The following is a 19,013-nucleotide window of genomic DNA, read 5'->3' as shown; positions in this document are numbered from 1 at the left end:
GTACCACATGACCAGAGTAGTCACGGCACATACACCGCTTGCACCAGACCAGTTGCTGTTCCGTTCGATGCACGGCAACGAAGGGCTGTCGGAGCTGTTCGAGTTCGAGGTCGACCTGTTGAGCCCCAACACCTCGGTCGACATGAAGGCGGTGCTGGGCAAGCCGCTGACGCTCGAGATCGTGACCATCGACGGTACCCCGCGCTATCTCAACGGACAGATCACGCGCTTCACGATGATCGGCCGTGAAGAGAGCTCCTCGCGCTATGTCGTGTACCGCGCTTCGGTGCGGCCCTGGCTCTGGTACCTCACGCGCACCAGCGACTGCAAGATCTTCCAGAACAAATCGGTCGTCGACATCCTGGACGAAGTGCTGGGTGAGTACGGTTTCGCTTTCGAGAAGAAGCTCAGCGCCACCTACCGCCAGCGCGACTACTCCGTGCAGTACCAGGAGACCGACTTCGCATTCGTGAGCCGCATGATGGAACACGAAGGCATCTACTATTACTTCAAGCACGAGAAGAACCAGCACACGCTGGTGCTGGCCGACGACATGGGGGCGCACGACACGCTGCCGGGCTATCCGCGCATCGGCTATCTCGCCACCGATCGCGTGGGCGAGACGGGCCGCGAAGTCATCGACCAGTGGGAGGTGACCGAGGAGATCCGCCCCGGCACCTTCGTGGTCGACGACTTCGACTTCAAGAAACCCAAGGCCGACCTGCTCAACACGCGCAGCCAGCCGCGCGACAACGATCACGGCCGCTATGAGATGTACGAGTGGCTCGGCGGCTACAGCGACGCCGGGCAGGGCGAGCACTACGCGCGCATCCGGCTCGAGGAAGCGCAGGCGCAGGCCGAAGTCGACACCGGCCACTCCAACGTGCGCGGCATGGCGCCCGGCTACCGCTTCAACATGCAGAACGCGCCGCGCGAGGAGGACAACAAGGAATACCTGGTCGTCTCGGTGACCTACAACCTGCGCGAGGGCGGCTATGCGACGGGCAGCCCCGACGGGCTCTACAGCTTCAACTTCGGCGTGCAGCCCACGTCGTTTCCGTTCCGCGCGCCGCGCGTCACGCGCATGCCGACCACGCACGGCCCGCAGACCGCCACGGTCGTGGGCCCGCCCGGGGAAGACATCTGGATCGACAAGTACGGCCGCGTGAAAGTGCAGTTCCGCTGGGACCGCTACGGCCAGCGCAACGAGGACAGCTCGTGCTGGGTGCGCGTGTCGAGCGCGTGGGCAGGCTCCAACTTCGGCGCGGTGAACCATCCGCGCGTGGGGCAGGAAGTGATCGTCGATTTCATCGCCGGTTGCCCGGACCGGCCGATCATCATCGGCCGCGTGTACAACGCCGACCAGATGCCGCCGCTCGAACTGCCGGCCAAGGCAACGGTCAGCGGCTTCATCAGCCGCACCATCAAGGGCGACGGCGAGCTGGCCAACCACTTCGTGATCGACGACGACCCCAGCAACGAGTCGATCAAGATCCACGCGCAGAAGGATTTCAGCCTCAACGTCGAGAACAATGAAACGCACACCGTGGACGGCACGCGCGACACGCTGATCGAAGGCGCGGACACCTACACGACCAACACCTCGCTCGACGAGACGGTCAACGGGCCGCACACGCTGACGGTCAACAAGGGCGGGCCGCAGAAGATCACCGTCAACGGCGGCAACCAGTTCATCAAGGTGGATGGCGGCGACCAGCAGGTCGACGTCATCGGCAACCAGACGATCCATGTCACCGGCAAGCGCAAGGACACGGTCGACAGCGGTGAAGAGCGGATCATCGGTACGTCGCTCAAGGAAGACATCGCAGGCCCGCAGACCACCACGGTGGTCGGCCTGTACACCGAAGAAACCAATGGGAAGAAGGTGACGGTCAACGGTGACGAGGACTATCTCGTCAAAGGCGCGCAGAAGGTGCATGCGAACACCTCGCTGAAAGCGACGACCGATGGCCCCATGAACCTGGAAAGCACCGCGGCGGACATCACGGTCAAGTCGCCGACCAAGATCGTGCTGGATGCGCCCCATGTCGAGGACAAGTCGGCAAAAAAGGTGACCTTCACGGACTGGGCTATTGCCTTCAAGGGCTTCAACATGGGGATCAACGGGGCCAACGTGAGCCTCAACGGCACTTCGCTGTTCGTGAACGGCATGGTGACCAGCCTTGCCGGACTGAACCTGGGCTTCAACGCCTACTCGCTCACGGGCGCCATCAACAAGTTCGACGTGTATTCCGCCAGCGGTGCTGTCGGCCTCTACAGCACCACCCAGACGGTTTTCACGACGGACAACAGGGCGTTGAAAATCGACTTGTCCCAGATCAAGGTGAACCCCAGAGGCATCACCGTCTATCTCTGAGCCAGGGGCGCGTGTTGGATCTTCTCGCTATGTGGTTCACCAAATACTGGCATCTGATTGTCCCCATCGCTGTCGTCGCGCTGCTGGCGTTCGTGATGACCACGCTGGCCAAGCGCTATGTCTCGCGCGTGATGCATGTGCAGAGTGTGGTCAACCGCCGCGTGATGGGTGTGGATCGCGCCGAGCGAGTGCTTCGTACCGGCCAGCCGGCCGTGGCGACGGTGCTCGAGAGCTATGACACGGCCATGCGGGTCGAGCGCATCTATATCCTCGTGCGGCTCAAGCTCCGAGTACAGCCCGAGGGCGGATTGCCTGCCTACGAGACTGAAATGGACGCCCCGATCAGCCCGGTGAAGCTCGCCGACTTCGCACCGGGGCGCTCCGTGAAGCTGCGCTTCGACCCGGTCTCGCGCGAGATCGCCATCGACCAGCCGATGCGCTGAAGCAGGTGCGCTGCCCCCCATGAAGACCATCAAGCCTTTTCGCCTGAGCATCCTCACGCGGCCCTTCCGGCGGCAGCGGCAGGACATCCTGGGCGTCTCGGTCTTCGCGATGGCCAGCCTGGCGCCCGAGCCCCTGCTGTTGCCCGACCAGGATCTCTGGAAGCTGGCGGCCGACGAGATCGGGCCGGGCAACGTGCTGGACCTGGGCGTGCCCAAGATCGAGCCGGAGTGGCTGGTCAGCGGCTATGCGTACACGGCGCATCAGGACGACAAGACACTGTGCGCGGCCAAGGCCGTCTTCCATGGCCAGGCCAAGCCATTGCTGGTGAGCGGTGATCGCTACTGGCTCGACGGCCGCGCGACGCCTGCGCAGCCTTTCGAGCGCTTGAGGCTGGATTGGGCGCACGCCTATGGCGGCCCGAGCGAGCCTGAAAACCCGGAAGGCATCGGCAGCTTCGATGAAACGATCAACGGCGTACAGACGCGCCGGCTTCCGAATGTCGAGTTGCCCGGCGCGCGCCAGGACGCACCCGGTCGGCGCATCGTGCCTGCGGGTTTCGGCGCCGTGCCTCCTGATCGGCCGCAGCGGCTTTCGCTGATGGGGCGCGCCTACGACCAGCAGTGGCTGCAGCACGAGTACCCGGGTTTCGCCGATGACATGGACTGGCGCTACTTCAATGCCGCACCTTCCGACCAGCGCCTGCCTGGCCAGCGCGAATTGCCGCCGGGCGCCGCCTACGAACTGTGGAACATGCACCCGCGGCAGCCGGTGATGCGCGGCCAGCTGCCCGATTGGCAGGCGCGCTGCTTCGCCAGCTTCCAGAAAGACGGTGGCGCGCTGGCGGAAATTTCGCTGCGCCTGAGCACGGCCTGGTTTTTTCCGCACGCCGAGCGCGTGATCCTGGTCTGGCACGGTGCATCGCCCATCGCAGAGGATGACGCGGCCGACGTCAAGCACATCATGCCCGCGCTCGAGTTGCGCGGGCAGCCGCGGCCGCTCGCCCACTACCAACAGGTGCTGCAGCAGCGCATCGATCCAGCCCAGGCGGTGCTGGTCCTGCGCGACAGCGACCTGGTTCCCAGGGCGGCCATGGGGCCATGGGCAGGCGAACAGATGCCCGATATCGCCTCGCTTCCGCTGGTGCGCAACCTGCGCGCAGGCCGGCAGCGCGAGCGCGAACGCCTGCACGCCCGTCTGCTGGAGCAGGGCCTGGATCCCGAGCAGTATCTGCCGCCGCTGTCCGAACCGGACCTGCAGCCGCCTGCCTCCATCGACGACCTGCCCGACTTCGCCGAGAAGGCCGATCAAGCCCTCGAGCAAATGCGCGAGGCGGCCCTTGCCCGCAGCGCCGAGGACCGTGCTCAGGCCGTCGCACACGGAATGCCCGCTGCCGTTCAACCCGACATCGACATCCCGCCGCTGTCGCAGATGGATCCGCGCAAGCTGTCCAGCGAGATCCAGGCGAGCCTCGACAAGGCCATGACCGAGGTGGCGTCGCGGACCGGCAAGCCCGTGCAGCGCCGATTCGACCCGGACCGCCTGCTGCGTGACCTCGCGCGCCTCGAGGAAGACGCGGCGCGCGAGCGCCGCACACCCCCCACATCCGACGAGGCCGCCGAAAGCGCGCGGCTGCGCGAGCAGGCCGGGCACAGCGCGCGCATGGGGCACCTCTACGGCGCGCACCTGCTCGAGCCGGCGCCGCCGGCCAGCAGCCTGCGCTCCAGGCGGCTGCGTCGGCGTCTCGAGGCCGCAGCCAGCGACGAGCGCCGTTTCGCAGGCATGAGCTTCGGCGGCGCCAACCTCTCGGGGCTGGATCTGCGCGGCGCCGACTTCACGGGAGCGAACCTCGAAGACGTCGACTTCAGCGACGCGCGGCTCGATGGCTGCAACTTCACGCGCGCGGTGCTTGCGCGGACGCGGCTTGTCCGGGCTTCGCTCACCGATGCGCGGCTGGACGAGGCCAACCTGGGTGGCGCGCACTGCGAAGGCGCGAACTTCACGGGTGCGAGCTTCGTGCAGACGCGTTGCAGCAAGACCATTTTTCGTTCCTGCGTGCTGGCGAAGGCCGCGTTCACGCAAGCCGATCTGTTCGAAAGCGAATGGGTGCGTTGCGATGCGCGCGGCTCGCACTGGGAGCAGATGGCGATGGTCAAGCTGGCACTGGAAGACATCGCGTTCGACGACGCCGCGTTCAAGCAGGTGAGCTGGACCGAGTGCAGCTTCAAGGGAACATCCTTCGCACGCGCCTCGCTGAACGCCTGTGCTTTCGTCACCGTCGATGCACAGCAGGGGGTCGACTTCACCGAGGCCAGCCTCGTGACCTGTTCCTTCGTCCATGGCTGCAGCCTGGTGCAGGCGGTGTTCTGCGCCGCTTCGCTCAGGCAGTGCGGCCTGCGCGGCGCCATCTTGGTCGGCGCCGACCTCGCGAAGGCACGCCTTGAAGGCTGCGACTTCTCCGAGTGCGACCTGCGGCGCGCGCGGCTGGAGGGATTGCAGGCCGGCGAGAGCCTGTTCATTCGCGCGGACTTGCGCGAAGCCTCGTTGCGCGGCGCCAACCTCATCGACGCCAACCTTTCCAAGGCCGACCTGCGCTTTGCCAGCTTGCAGGATGCCAACTTGTTTCGCGCCGACGTGTCACAGGCCGCCATGGACGGCTCGACCACCTTCACCGGCGCCTACACCCAGGGAGCCAAGACCTTGCCCGCACGAAGGACTGAGCCGGTTCGATGACAGTCGAAGAACTTCTGGACAAGATTCGGCATGGCGAACCGGTGGTCAAGGCGAGTCTCGCGGGTCAGGACCTCAGCGGCGTCGACCTGTCAGGCGCACAGATGGAGCACGTCGACCTGAGCCGGACGAATCTGCGTGGCGCCAGCCTCGACGACAGTTCACTGACGCAATGCAACTTCGATCAGGCCGACCTGTCCGCGGCCAGCCTGAGAGGCGTGCGCGTGTTCCGGTGTCGGCTGGAGTCCGCGCAACTCGGCCGCGCGTTCATGCAGGACACCAACTTCTTCGAATCTTCGCTGGCTCACGCGAATTTCGAAAAAGCGCAAATGGAGCGCGTGGCTTTTGTCAGATGCGAGCTCGGGCATGCCGTGTTGAAGCCCGGCATCTGCGATCAGATCGTCGTCACCGAATCACGGGTCGACCAGCTCGATTGCCGTGGGGCACGGCTGTTGCACCTGATGTTCTACCGCATGGATCTGCGCACGGTGGAGTTCGCTCAGGCCCAATGCGACGGTTCGATCCTGATGGAGTGCAATCTCGAAGGTCTGCGCTTGCCGCACACCGCCTTCCTGCGCTGCCAGTTCACCGACAGCGCGATGGCAGGTGTCGATTTCAGCGGCGCCGCGCTCACCCAGAGCAACTTCAAGGGCGCCACGCTGACCAGGGCGAACTTCAGCGGCGTGGATGCCGCCCAGACGATGTTCCCGGAGGCCGATCTGCGTGAAGCGAATTGCAGCGATGCCGTCTTCGATCAGTCGATCTGGGCCGACGCCAAGCTCGAAGGGGCCGATTTCAGCCGCTCGCGCCTGCCGCTGAGCGTGTTCCATCGCGCGCAGGCGAAGGGTGCCGGCTTTCGCGACGCGGACCTGCACGATGCCGATTTTTCCTATGCCGCGCTTCAGGACGCGGATTTGCGCAATGCACGTTTCTTGCGCACTCGCTTTCATCGGGCCGAGCGCGCAGGTGCGCGTTTCTCGGGAAGCGGTGGCATCATCGAAAACGATCCGGAGCTGTTCAAGGCTCAAGAGATTGATCCGCCGCGCTGATGCCGCCACGCCTGTCCTTTCCACTGTTGACCCATCGAAACAAGGAGACACCATGTCAGTCGTTTCACTGCACAAAGCCTCGAAGCTGACGGCTCCGGTTCACTTCCAAGGGGTGGTCGCCGCATTGCTGCCGGACGGACGTGTCACCGTCGAAGACGAGCAGGGTGCCGTCTGGGTTTGCCGGCGCGCGGCGAGCTGCCTGCTCAAACCGGCCACCGGCGATACCGTGCTGGTGTCCGGTCCCGACAGCGCGCGCGCCTACCTGATCGCCGTGATCGAGCAGGCCGATGCGTCGTCGAGCTGCATCGAGGCGGCGGGCGACGTCACCTTCGCGCCTGCCGGCAACGGCCGGGTGACCATCGCGAGTGCCTCGGAGCTCAGGCTTCGCGCGGACAAGCGCTTCGTGCTCAAGGCAGAAGAGGGCGAGTGCGACATCGGTGAACTGCGGCTGGTGACGCGTTCCATGCAGGCCGCGGCCGGAAGCGTCCGGCTGGTCGGCAAGGTGTTCGAGACCGTGGCCGATCGCATCGTGCAGATGGCGCGCCAGACGCTGCGCCTGACGGATGAAGTCGACCAGGTGCGTGCGGGCCACATGGACTACAAGGCCAGCGAGACGGTGCGCATTCATGGCCACCACACGATGGTCACCGGCCAGGAGCTGGTGAAGGTGGACGCGGCTCAGATCCACATGGGCTAGCGAGGAGATACCAGATGTTTGCCAACTGTCAGCTCATGGGCATGGACATGGCGTTTCCCGACGTCTGCAGGTCGCCGGTGCCCATTCCCTACCCGAACATGGCCATGGGACCGATGGCCATTCCGAATGCCTGGAACATCCTCTTCATGGCGATGCCGGCACACAACATGGCCACCACCACGCCAATCACTCTGGGGGATCAGCCCGGGGCGCTGGGCGGCGTTGTATCGCAGACGTTCATGCAGCAATCGCGTCATGTGACAGGCGCGTTCACCGTGCTTCTCAAGGGTACGCCGGCCACGCGGGTCACCAGCATCACGATGCAGAACCGTTGCAACATCGTCGGCATGCGCATCGTGCCGAGCCAGTTCAAGGTGCTGATGCTCGCGCCCTGAGGGCGCGTTTATTCAGACCGTTCCCGCCAGCGTCACCTGCTGCGGAAACCCCACCCACACGGCCAGCGCCGAGTAGTTGTCGCGCGACTCGTCGGCCTTGGCCTCGGCCGCGCGGCGCAGCAGCGCCAGCCATTCCTCGGCGCTGTCGGCCAGCTGCAGCGAGCGCTCCATCACCTGTTGCGAGATCAGCTGCCAGAGCCCGTCGGTGCACAGCAGGAAGGCGTCGCCGTCGGCCAGGCGCCGCGGCGCGGTGAGCGTGGCCTCGGCCGTGGCGCGTGCGCCGAGTGCGCGGTACAACAGGTTGGTCTTCACCAGCCGCTCGCCGCCGTTCTGATGGCTCGCGGCGGCGTCGCCGGAGCGCTCCGACAGGCTGTGGTCTTCGGTGCGCTCCATGAGCGCGCCGCGTCGAAACCAATACAGGCGGCTGTCGCCCACGTGGGCCCAGCAGGCCTGGTTGGTGGCGCGGTCGACGAACAGCGAGACGAAGGTGGCGCTCATGCGGCTTTGCTCGGTGAGCTCGCGCTGCCTGGCCAGGATGGCGTCGTTGGCCGACTTCACGCAGCGCTGGATGCTGTCGGGCGTCAGCGAGGGGGCGTCCACGAAGGCGTTGAGGGCGGTGTCCACCGCGATGCGCGAGGCCAGCTCGCCGCCGGCGTTGCCGCCCACGCCGTCGCTCACCACGAAGCAGGCGTTGCGCTCGTCCAGGTGGTAGCCGATGGCGTCCTGGTTGCCGCTGCGCTCGCCCACGCAGGAGAACTGCGAGGTCGACACGGGCACGGCGAAGGCGTGGGCGGCGTGGGCCGCTTTGTCGGTCATGGTGTCAGGCACGGCGGGCCTCCTTCAACCGTTCCATTTCCTTGTCGTAGGCCTGCTGGAACGCGCGGCCGAAGACGGCCTGGAAGTCGTCTTCCACGGCCGCGGTGGTTTCCGTGTGCAGCGCCTGCAGCCGGCGCCACAGGCGCGCCTCGCGCCCGCCGGGCAGCAGCTTCTCGCCCAGGCCGCCGTCGTGCGGCGTGTCGCGGGCGAGCGCGGCGGGGTCGAAGCTCTTGAGCAGCGTGAGCAGCGCGGCGCGCATGCCGGCCACCATGCCGAGCTGGTGCGACTGCAGGTCGCCCAGCGCGTCGTGCACGGCGGCCTCGGGCGGCAGGAAGCCGGGCATGCGCGCGCCGAACATCTGCATCAGCACGGCGCGGCCGTTGGGCAGGATCTTGAACGGGTTGTTCTCCTCGTCCACGATCATGGTGATCTCGGCGCGCACCTCGCGCTTGAGCATGGCGCGCGACGACAGCAGTTCGATCGTGCCGTCGGTGAAGGCCCGCATGATGCGGCCCAGGCGCTGCATGGCCTCGAGGTCCATCGGCTGCTGGCCGGCCAGCTCGGGCACGCCCGCGCCTTCGAGGAAGGCCTTGAACAGGGCTTCGGAGGCGGGCGAGGGCGGCGCAGCGGAGGCGGGCGACTCAGGCGTTGTCGGCGTTGTCGGTGTTGCGGGCGTGGCGGCGACAGGTGCGGCCACGGGTGCCGCCGGCACTGCCACGGCGACCGGCGGCGGCACGACCGGCGCGGCCACCACGGGAGGTGGCGCGGGCGATGGTGGAGGTGGCGGTGGCGGTGGAGGTGGAGGTGGAGGTGGAGGTGGCGGTGGCGGTGCCTCCAGCTTCACTGGTTCCGCCACCGGCGCAGGCGCGGCCACCGGCATCGGCGGGCGGAACTGCGCCGACACTTCGCGCGCATGGTTCGGCTGGCTGTAGCCCTGCACCGCCGGCTTGTTCCGCAGCAGGTCGAGCGCGGGGTGCGGCTCGCCCGGCAACAGCGTGTCGTGGTGCGCGAGCGATGTGGGGCGGGGGTCGGCCAGCGGCGAGTGCGCGCTGTCGTCGGCCGCGAAGAACGAGAGTGGATCGACCCCGCGCTTCAGTGCGATGTCCGACATGCCGCCGGCCGCGTGCGGGTTCAGCTCGGCCAGCGGGTCTGCCGGGTTCCTGTGCGCCTGCGAGGGCAGCTCGAAGGGCTCGTGCGCCATCGGGTCGGGCATGGGCGCGGGGGTGCTGTCGACGCGCCGCGGCGCATTGGCGAGGATGGCGTCCCAGTCGGCCGCCGAGGGCATCTGCGCCGCCGCAGTGGCGCTGCCGATGTTGTTGCTGTTGTCGCTCGCCTTCGGTGGTGCGGCCGGCGGCTGAAGAGGGGCGACGAAAGGCGCGGGCGGTGGCACCGGCGCGGGCACGAACGCCGGTGAAGGTGCCGGTGCGTGCTCGGGCTCCGGCGTACGCTGGGGCGTCGGCACGGCCGCTGCAGGCTGCGCATCGCCGATGGGCAGCGCGCCTTCGCCGAACAGGTCTGCGAACACATCGGCGCCAGGCGATGACGGCAGCAGGTCACCGATGGGGCTCGCCTGCACCGGTGCGGCGCCAAGTGCCGGGGACAGCGGGTGCACAGGCGGGGGAGAAAAGGGCGGTGGAGAAAAGGGCGGTGGAGGTGGCGATGGAGGAACGACCGCCACCGTGGGCTCCAGCGGCACCGCAGGCACCGCGCGCTGGGCGCTCGCGGCTTCGAGCACGTAGCTGCCGATCGTCACGCGGTCGCCATCGGCCACGCGCGACTCCTGCTCGTGCGCCAGCGTGCTGCCGTTCACGCCGATGGGCAGCACCGCGCTCATGTTGCGCAGGACCACCGCACCGTCCTCGTCGAAGCGCACCGTGGCCTGCAGGCGCGAGATCTGGCGCTGTTCGTCTGGCAGCACGAGGTGGTTGTCAGGGCTGCGCCCGATGGTGCCGCCGGGCGCCGCGAGCCATGCCGAGGGCCCCGCTGTCACCGGCCTGCCGGCATGTTCGATCACTGTCCAACGCATCGCATCTCCCTGGTCGTCGTTTCTCGCCGGCCGCATCGAGGCGCGCCATTGGCGATGTCCATCATCAACGCTTCATTCGCTTCGCGGCCTCGAAGGCCGGGCCCCACACCGGATGCTTGCGCTCCGCCACGCTGAGGTCGAAGGTGGGGAACGTGTCGAGGAGCTTGCGGAACTGCGCGCGGCACTCGGGGATCTGGTTGGCCACGCAGTAGCTGAAGGCCTCGAGCTTCATCGCCTCGAGCCGCGTGTTGGCATCGGCACCGTCGAACACCGACACACCGCCGCTCTTGAGCGTGCTCACGGCCTTGGCGTAGTCGCCTTCGTCATAGGCCTGTTGCGCGCGCTCCAGCGTGGTGCGCGCTACCTGCTGGCTGAGTCGTTCGGGTTGCGGTGCGGGATCGGGTGCGGGCTGCGGGGTGGTGCAACCTGCGACCATCAAAAGAGTGAACGCCAGAGCTGGCAGACATGACTTCAATCTTTTCTCCTACCTGCTGAATGCAATGTTCGAGATAGTGTGCCGCTGAGTTGCGACAGGCACGCGATGCGCCATCGTAAATGCGCATGCTTTCGATAATATAGGTCGCAACCATATCGGGGAGAACTCAATGCATCGAAGAACCTTGCTACAAGGCGCACTTGCAACGACACCTTTGTTTGCAGGCCTGGTCAGTGGATGCGCATCGACGGCCAAGTCGATGCCCACGCCCTACGCGGTGACCATCAGGATCGACGAGGGCGTGAACCCCGACGGACGCGGGCAGGCGGCGCCCATCCTCGTGAAGGTCTTCGAACTGAAATCTTCCGGTAACTTCGAGACGGCAGACTACTTTGCACTGCAGGACCGCGACCGCGAGACGCTCATGACGGAGCTCGTGAACGCCGACCAGGCCATCATGCGCAGCGGCGAAGAGCGCGTGTTCAAGCGCGAAGCCGGACTCGACTCGCGCGCCATCGGCATCATCGCGGGCTATCGCAAGCTGGAAGCCTCTCGCTGGCGCATCGTGCTGCCGCTGAAAGAGCCAAAGCAAACCAATCTCTACAAGGTGTGGCAGTTCTCGCCGAGCGACCAGGCGGTGCAGGTGGCCATTCGCAAGACCGGCATCGAGCTGATACCAAGTCGTTAGTTTTCTCGGCGTCTTGCTGTCTAGCTAGTACGAAAGTGCGTGTCGTCGACGAATGAAAAGCCATGCCGTATTCAAGACACGCCGTGTAGCATCAGACGCATAAAAAAGCAGATCGATCGGGAGGTCGTTCATCAACGCACCTCCCGCTTCCGTTGAGCAATTCCAGGAGGTTCTTTGGTGACAGTCCGCAATCCGGGCGCCGGAAGAAATGGCGCCCAACCGCAGGCATTGGCGAATCGCGTGGTGTGGTCCGAGGGCATGTACCTGCGGCCGCAGCACTTCCAGCAACTGGAACGCTATGTCGAGCAGTACGTGACCCGCCGCACCGCCGGCCTGCAAGGCGCCTCCTGGGGCTGGCTGCATCTGGAGATCGACCGCGATGCCTACGCGCTCGGCCGTGTATCGCTGCAGAGCGGTGCAGGCGTGCTGCCCGACGGCACGCCGTTCGCGTTCGGCGCCGAAGACGCACCGCTTCCCTACGAAGTACCCACCGACCTCACCGACGAACTCATCGTGCTCGCGCTGCCGCTGCGCAGGCCGGGCAGCGAAGAGGTCATCTTCACGGAAGAAGAAGGCTCGGCCGCGCGCTACGGCGTGATCGAGCGCGAGGTGAACGACGGCAACGCCGTGGCCCTGGGCCCTGCCACGCTGCAGCTCGCGTCGCCGCGCCTGCGCCTGGCGCGTGCCTCGTCGCTCACCGCCGAGTGGCAGGCCATCGGCGCGGTGCGCGTGATCGAGCGGCGCACCGACCACAAGCTGGTGGTCGACGCCAACTACATTCCGCCCGTGCTCGACGCGTCGGCGCACGCCATGCTGCGCAGCATGATCGCGGAGCTGCACGGCCTGCTCACGCAGCGCTCCGAGGCGCTGGCCTCGCGGCTGTCGCAGCCGGGCCGCGGCGGCGTGAGCGAGGTGTCCGACTTCCTGCTGCTGGAGCTGGTCAATCGCTATCTGGCGACCACCTGGCACGCACAGCAGGCGGTGCAGGTTCATCCCGAGCACCTGTTCATCGACTGGCTCAAGCTGGCCTGCCACCTGGCCACGCACACCTCGCCCACGCGCCGGCCGGTGGTGTGGCCGGTGTACGACCACGACAACCTCAACGAAAGCATTCGTCCGCTGATGGAAGAGCTGCGCCGTTCGCTGTCGGCCGTGCTCGAACAGAGCGCCATCTCCATCGAGCTCGAGGAGCGCAGCCACGGCGTGCGCGTGGGCCGCATGCCCGACCCGGTGCTGGTGCGCAACGCGGGTTTCGTGCTCGCGGTGCATGCCGACCTGCCGGCCGAGGCCATCCAGCAGCGCTTTCCCACGCAGGTGAAGATCGGTTCGGTGGAGCGCATCCGCGACCTCGTGCAGCTGCAGCTGCCCGGCGTGGTGGTGCGGCCGCTGCCGGTGGCGCCGCGGCAGATTCCGTACAACGCGGGCTACCACTACTTCGAGCTCGACAAGAGCGGCGACATGTGGCGCCAACTCGAGAAGTCGGGCGGCGTCGCGATGCACCTGGCCGGTGACTTTCCGGGTCTGGCCATGGAGTTCTGGGCGATCCGTCCGTGAGGGACCCTATGAACAACGACATGGCCGTCGGCCAGGGCGGCTTCGTGCCGCCGAATCCGGGCGGCGGCGCCACCGGGAACGGTATGGGCAACGGGATGGGCAGCGGCATGGGCGATGGCTCCGCCCCGCGCGGCCTCGGTGCGCAGCCCGAGTCCTTCACCGCATGGCACGACACACGTCGCCCGCATGCGGGCGACACGGCCATTGCCGGCAACAACCCGCTGGTGGCCGCGGCCAATCCGCTGCTCGACCTGATCCCGCAGATCCGCGCCACCGGCCACCACCCCGCGCCCGCGCAGCTGCGCGAGCACCTGGTCGACGAGGTGCGCCGCTTCGAGACGCGCGCGCAGCAGGCCGGCATCGCGCCCGAGGTGATCATCGGCGCGCGCTACTGCCTGTGCACGGCCGTCGACGAGGCCGCCGCACTCACGCCGTGGGGCGGCAGCATCTGGTCGTCCCAGAGCCTGCTGGTGATGTTCCACAACGAGACCTGGGGCGGCGAGAAGTTCTTCCAGCTGCTGTCGCGCCTGGTGCAGAACCCGCAGCAGCACCTGCACCTGATCGAGCTCATCTACTTCTGCCTGGCCATGGGCTTCGAGGGGCGCTTTCGCGTCATCGACAACGGCCGCTCGCAGCTTGAAACCCTCAAGCAGCGGCTGCTGCAGATCATTCGCCAGACGCGCGGCGAGATTGCGGTGCCGCTGTCGCCGCACTGGCAGGACGCCAGCGCACCGGTGCGCCGCGCGCGCAACTGGCTGCCGGTGTGGGCGGTGGGCGCGGTGGCGGCGGTGCTGCTGGTGCTGGCCTTTGCGCTGCTCACCTTCAACCTGGCCGGTACGTCAGACGGCGCCTTCGCGGCCGTCAACGCGGTGCGGCTGCCGCAGACCGCGCGCGCCGTGGTCATGCCCGCGCCGCAACCGCGCCTGCAGCGCTTCCTGGAGGCCGAGATCCGCGACGGCCTGCTGACCGTGCGCGACGAGGCCGACCGCAGCGTGGTGGTGCTGCGCGGCGACGGCCTGTTCGCCTCGGGCTCCGACCGCGTGCTCGACCGCTACGCGCCGGTGCTCGCGCGCGTGGCCGATGCGCTGAATTCGGTGGAAGGCAATGTGCTGGTCAGCGGCTTCAGCGACGACCAGCCGATACGCAGCGTGCGCTTCCCCTCCAACTGGCAACTTTCGCAGGCCCGCGCCGACGCGGTGAAGAAAATGATTTCGCAGCGCATCGCACGGCCCGAACGCCTGCGCGCCGAAGGCCGCGGCGATGCCGAGCCGCTGGTGCCCAACGACTCGGCCGCGAACCGCGCGCGCAACCGGCGCGTCGAAGTCACGCTGCTGGTGGCGCCGGTGGCGGGAACCTCGAATGCGCAGGGGCAGCCTTCGCTGCCTGCATCGCAGGCACCGCAAGCAGGAGGTGCCCGCTGATGCTGCGCGCCCTCTTCCGTTTTCTCATCAGCCGCGACCTGTGGGTCTTCCTGGGCCTTGTCGCGGTCGCGTTCCTGATCTGGGTCATCGGTCCGGTCATCGCCGTGGGCCGCTACCGCCCGTTCGAAGACGAGATCGTGCGCATCGCGGTCATCGTGCTGATGTTCGCGGTCTGGATCGCACGGGTCATCTACCGCAAGTGGCGCGAGCGCCGGCTCAACGCACAGCTGCTCAACCAGCTGCGCACGCCCTCCAAGAAGGAAAAAGAGGCCAAGCCCGAAGACGCGCCCGAAATCAAGGAACTGCAGAGCGGCTTCACCGACGCCACGGCCATCCTGAAGAACATGCGCTTCGGCGAGGGCGCCGACGGCAAGGGCGCCGGCCGCTTCTCGCTGTTCGACCGGCAGTACCTGTACCAGCTGCCCTGGTACATCTTCATCGGTGCGCCGGGCTCGGGCAAGACCACGGCGCTGGTCAACTCCGACCTCGACTTTCCGCTGGCCGACCAGCTCGGCAAGGCCGCGGTGCGCGGCATTGGCGGCACGCGCAACTGCGACTGGTGGTTCACCAACGAGGCAGTGCTGATCGACACGGCCGGCCGCTACACCACGCACGAGAGCAACCGCGAGACCGACGAGGGCGAGTGGAAGGGCTTCATCGAGCTGCTGAAGAAGTTCCGTCCGCGCCAGCCGATCAACGGCGCCATCCTCACCATCAGCATCGCCGACCTGCCCCTGGCCGACGACGCGCAGCGCGCGCGCCACGCGATGGCGCTGCGCAAGCGGCTGCTGGAGCTGCGCCAGGACCTGGGCATCGACTTTCCGGTGTACGTGCTGGTCACCAAGACCGACCTGCTGGCCGGCTTCAACGAGTACTTCGGATCGCTGGGCCGTGCCGAGCGCCAGCAGGTGTGGGGCTTCACCTTTCCGATCGCGGGCACTGCGGCAAGGAAGACGGCCAAGGGTGCCGCCCCGGTGGCCGGCGACCTGCGCGAGCGCTTCCACCAGGAGTACAAGCTGCTGCACCAGCGCCTGGACGAGCGTCTGCCCGAGCTGCTCGCGGCCGAGTCCGACCCGATGCGCCGCGCGCAGGCCTACCTGCTGCCGCAGCAGTTCGCGAGCTTCGAGGACATCCTGGGCACCTTCCTGGCCGATGTGTTCAACCCGTCGAAGTTCGAGGCCGCCTCGATGCTGCGCGGCGTGTACTTCACCAGCGGCACGCAGGAGGGCACGGCCTTCGACCGCGTGATGGGCGCCATCAAGCGCTACCTGCAGGTCAACGCGCCGCCGGCACCGCCGCCGGGCCCGGGCAAGAGCTACTTCCTGAAGGAGCTGCTGCAGCAGGTGATCTTCCGCGATGCGGGCGTGGCGGGCACCAACCTGCGCTGGTACCGGCGCAAGCGGGCCATCGACATCGCGGGCTACAGCGTGATCGGCGTGCTGCTGGTGCTGCTGCTGGGCGCCTGCGTGAACAGCTGGCGCAACAACAAGGACTACGTGGCCGAGGTCGACGGCAACGCCAAGGCCTTCAACAAGGCGGCGGCGCGCGGCGACCTGCCCACGGTGGTCGACTCCAGCGGCGACATCGCGAGCTCGCTGCTCATCCTGGACAAGCTGCGCGACCTGCCGAAGTCGACCCGCTTCGACATCGACGAGCCGCCCGTGTCCTACCGCTTCGGCCTCTACCAGGGCGAGAAGCTGCAGGCCGCGACCGACGGCGTGTACCAGCGCGCGCTCGAAACCGTGCTGCTGCCGCAGGCCGCCCAACGGGTCGAACAGTCGCTGCGCGATGCGGCGAAGAACGACACGGAGTACAGCTACGAGGCGCTCAAGGCCTACCTGATGCTGTTCGACGCCGAGCGCTACGACGCGGACTTCCTGCAGGCCTGGCTGCTGAGCGACGTGGACCGCAAGATCGGCGCCTCGCTCACGCGGGAGCAGCGCACCCACCTCGAGGCGCATCTGAAGGCGCTGTTCACGGGACGCGTGCTGACCTCGCCCTTCGCCAAGGACGAGCGGCTCGTCACGCAGACGCGCGAGCGCCTGGCCGGCATGCCGCTGGCGCAGCGCTCGTACGCGCGGCTGCGCCGCATCCTGCTGCAGACCAGTCCGCCCAATGCCTTCACCATCGCGGAGGCCGGCGGGGCCGAGTCGGCGCTGGTCATCCGCCGGGCCAGCGGCAAGCCGCTGACCGACGGCATCTCCACGCTGTTCACCTACCGCGGCTACTGGGACATCTTCGACAAGCGCATGGCCGAGACCACGCTGTCGCTGGAGCAGGAAGACCGCTGGGTGCTGCAGATCCGCGCGCCGGGCATCGCCGACATCACCTCGCGCGAGCTGCTGCTGCGCGAGGTGCGCCGCCTCTACCTGACCGACTACATCAAGGTGTGGGACGACTACCTGGTGGACATTCGCCTGGCCGACAGCCGCTCGCTGCTGCAGAGCATCCAGATGACGCGCGTGCTGTCGACGTCGGAGTCGCCGATGTCGCGCATCATCCGCGGCGCCGCGCGCGAGACCGACCTGCTGCGCAACCACGACGAGGCCGCGCGCAGCCTGCTCGACCAGGCGCAGAACCGGGTGCAGACCACGCGCGAGCGCATCGAGCAGCTCATCGGCCAGCCCGACGGCAGCCAGCGCCGCAACACGCAGCTCGACCGCCCCGAGTCGCTGGTGGACAACCACTTCGAGCCGCTGCGCCGCATGGTCACGGCGCCCAAGCAGGGCGGCCAGGCGCCCATCGACGCGACGGCCGCGCTCATCAACGAGCTCTACACCTTCCTCACCGCCACCGACAGCGCATTGCGCAGCGGCAACATTCCGCCGTCGAGCGACGCGGTGACCAAGGTGCAGGCCGAAGCAGGGCGCCTGCCGGTGCCGTTCCAGGGCATGCTGAACGACCTGTCGGCCACGGCGTCGTCGAAGGCGGCGGCGGTGACGCGGCAGAACATCGGGCAGAGCGCGGCGGCGAGCATCGGCTCGTTCTGCAACCAGGCGATCGCGGGGCGCTACCCGTTCACGCGCGGCTCGAACCGCGACGTGGCCTCGGGCGACTTCGCGCAGCTGTTCGCACCAGGCGGGATGATGGACGACTTCTTCCAGAAGAACCTCGTCACGCAGGTCGACACCTCGGTCAACCCTTGGGCCTTCAAGCGCGGCGTGGACGGCAGCGCGTCGGGGCGCTCGGGCTACCTCGATTCGTTCCAGAAGGCGCAGGCCATTCGCGACGTGTTTTTCTCGGGCATGGCGGGCGGGCGCACCCCGTCGTTCACGCTGGACATCCGGCCCGAGGACATGGACGCCGCGCTCACGCAGTTCACGCTCGACATCGACGGCCAGACGGTGCGCTACGCGCACGGCCCGCAGGCACCGTCCACCGTCAAGTGGCCGGGCCCGCGCAACAGCAACCAGGTGCGCCTGCAGGTGACCACCGCCAACGGCACGCCGGCGGGCGGCATCGTGACGGAAGGTCCGTGGGCCCTGCATCGCCTGTTCGACAAGGCCTCGATCTCGGCGGGAAAGTCGCCCGAGTCTTTCAATGCGACCTTCGACCTGCAGGGCAAGAAGGTGGTGCTGGCGGTAACGGCCAACAGCGTCTACAACCCGCTGCGTCTGCCGCAGATGAACAGCTTCTCGTGCCCGGGGAAGTCATGAGCATGAACAGCGCCATGCCCCCGCAGGCCTGGGTCCCCGTCGACGAGCAGATCGGCTGGTACGGCAAGCTCCCGGGCGCCGGTGACTTTCTCTACCGCCGCATGCCGCGCGAGTTGCAGGCCTGGTGGGACCGCTGGATGCAGAACGGCCTGGGCAGCTTCAAGCGCTGGCCCGACGCCATGACGCGCCACTACGCCGTGGCACCCGTGTGGAACTTTGCGATCCCCGCCACGCAAGGGGTGAACGCCGTGCAGTTCGGCTGCCTCGCCCCCAGCTGCGACCGGGTGGGCCGCTACTACCCCGTGTGCGTCACGCTGCAGGTGGCCGCGCACAACTACCGGCCGTCCGTGCTCGAGGGCTCGGCCGCCTGGTACTGGCAGTGCGGCACCGCGCTGCTGCAGGCCATTCGCCACGGCGTGGCACCCGACCAGTTCGACACGCAGGTGCTCGCCGCGGGCCGTGCGGGCTTTCACACCGCCAGCGGCGGCTCGGACGACATCCTGTCGATCCTCGGGCCTACAGCCGGTGGCGAGAGTGCCCAGCAGCGCCTGGGCTGGCCCGAGCTTCCACTGTGTTTCGATCCCTTCGGCAGCACCAGCTACTGGTGGACCAACCAGGCCGACGGGTCGCCGTTGCGCACCGCCGCCCATGGCGGGGGACTCAACACACCGCTGTTTTCGAAATTGTTTTCGCAGGGGCATGTGCCATGGGCATGACGCGTCGAACG

Annotated in this window: 14 protein-coding genes; 11 read left to right on the top strand and 3 right to left on the bottom strand. The window is 67.4% G+C overall.

Features of this window, described 5'->3' with window-relative positions; all coding sequences use genetic code 11:
- Positions 1-7 precede the first annotated feature (7 nt).
- Genes AC1DJH_RS22395 through AC1DJH_RS22370 form a run of 6 tightly spaced genes read left to right on the top strand, consistent with a single transcriptional unit; the run spans position 8 to position 7,689 of the window.
- Positions 8-2,377, top strand: a complete 2,370-nt coding sequence (locus tag AC1DJH_RS22395) for a type VI secretion system Vgr family protein (protein ID WP_478187212.1) — start codon at positions 8-10, stop codon at positions 2,375-2,377.
- A 29-nt stretch (positions 2,378-2,406) separates the two neighbouring features.
- Positions 2,407-2,820, top strand: coding sequence for a hypothetical protein (locus tag AC1DJH_RS22390; RefSeq protein ID WP_478187211.1), 414 nt, complete (start codon positions 2,407-2,409; stop codon positions 2,818-2,820).
- Between the two features lie 19 nt (positions 2,821-2,839).
- The gene (locus AC1DJH_RS22385; protein WP_478187210.1) at positions 2,840-5,551 is read left to right on the top strand and encodes a DUF2169 family type VI secretion system accessory protein; all 2,712 of its coding nucleotides are present in this window, start codon (positions 2,840-2,842) and stop codon (positions 5,549-5,551) included.
- Entirely contained in the window at positions 5,548-6,597 is a 1,050-nt protein-coding gene (locus AC1DJH_RS22380; protein WP_478187209.1) for a pentapeptide repeat-containing protein, read from the top strand. The genes AC1DJH_RS22385 and AC1DJH_RS22380 overlap by 4 nt, the downstream gene beginning before the upstream one ends.
- Before the next feature lie 52 nt (positions 6,598-6,649).
- Positions 6,650-7,294, top strand: a complete 645-nt coding sequence (locus AC1DJH_RS22375) for a DUF3540 domain-containing protein (protein ID WP_478187208.1) — start codon at positions 6,650-6,652, stop codon at positions 7,292-7,294.
- A gap of 14 nt (positions 7,295-7,308) precedes the next feature.
- Positions 7,309-7,689: a DUF4150 domain-containing protein gene (locus tag AC1DJH_RS22370; protein WP_435496911.1), complete on the top strand. Its 381-nt coding sequence runs from the start codon at positions 7,309-7,311 to the stop codon at positions 7,687-7,689.
- A gap of 12 nt (positions 7,690-7,701) precedes the next feature.
- On the opposite strand, the gene AC1DJH_RS22365 is transcribed toward AC1DJH_RS22370, so the two are convergent.
- The 3 genes from AC1DJH_RS22365 to AC1DJH_RS22355 form a co-directional block, all read right to left on the bottom strand.
- On the bottom strand, positions 7,702-8,517 hold the full coding sequence (locus tag AC1DJH_RS22365) for a PP2C family protein-serine/threonine phosphatase (RefSeq protein WP_478187207.1): 816 nt from the start codon (positions 8,515-8,517) through the stop codon (positions 7,702-7,704).
- On the bottom strand, positions 8,510-10,531 hold the full coding sequence (gene tagH, locus AC1DJH_RS22360; protein WP_478187206.1) for a type VI secretion system-associated FHA domain protein TagH: 2,022 nt from the start codon (positions 10,529-10,531) through the stop codon (positions 8,510-8,512). Before tagH ends, AC1DJH_RS22365 begins: the two co-directional genes overlap by 8 nt.
- A 64-nt stretch (positions 10,532-10,595) precedes the next feature.
- The gene (locus AC1DJH_RS22355; RefSeq protein WP_478187205.1) at positions 10,596-11,006 is read right to left on the bottom strand and encodes a TssQ family T6SS-associated lipoprotein; all 411 of its coding nucleotides are present in this window, start codon (positions 11,004-11,006) and stop codon (positions 10,596-10,598) included.
- A 130-nt stretch (positions 11,007-11,136) separates the two neighbouring features.
- Between AC1DJH_RS22355 and tssJ the strand changes: the two genes are divergently transcribed.
- The 5 genes from tssJ to tagF all read left to right on the top strand — a co-directional run bounded on the left by tssJ (position 11,137) and on the right by tagF (position 19,002).
- Positions 11,137-11,655, top strand: coding sequence for a type VI secretion system lipoprotein TssJ (tssJ, locus tag AC1DJH_RS22350; protein ID WP_478187204.1), 519 nt, complete (start codon positions 11,137-11,139; stop codon positions 11,653-11,655).
- Between the two features lie 174 nt (positions 11,656-11,829).
- Positions 11,830-13,209, top strand: coding sequence for a type VI secretion system baseplate subunit TssK (gene tssK, locus AC1DJH_RS22345; protein ID WP_435488150.1), 1,380 nt, complete (start codon positions 11,830-11,832; stop codon positions 13,207-13,209).
- Between the two features lie 8 nt (positions 13,210-13,217).
- A complete protein-coding gene (locus AC1DJH_RS22340) occupies positions 13,218-14,630 on the top strand; it encodes a DotU family type VI secretion system protein (RefSeq protein WP_435488151.1) in 1,413 nt (470 codons plus the stop codon).
- Positions 14,630-18,286: a type VI secretion system membrane subunit TssM gene (gene tssM, locus AC1DJH_RS22335; protein ID WP_478187203.1), complete on the top strand. Its 3,657-nt coding sequence runs from the start codon at positions 14,630-14,632 to the stop codon at positions 18,284-18,286. Before AC1DJH_RS22340 ends, tssM begins: the two co-directional genes overlap by 1 nt.
- Before the next feature lie 2 nt (positions 18,287-18,288).
- Positions 18,289-19,002, top strand: a complete 714-nt coding sequence (tagF, locus tag AC1DJH_RS22330) for a type VI secretion system-associated protein TagF (protein WP_478187245.1) — start codon at positions 18,289-18,291, stop codon at positions 19,000-19,002.
- Positions 19,003-19,013: the final 11 nt, after the last annotated feature.

The organism is Variovorax sp. 10N412 (assembly GCF_056394985.1).
The sequence above is the reverse complement of the archived record's forward strand: the minus strand, read 5'-3'. Positions and strand labels throughout refer to the sequence as shown.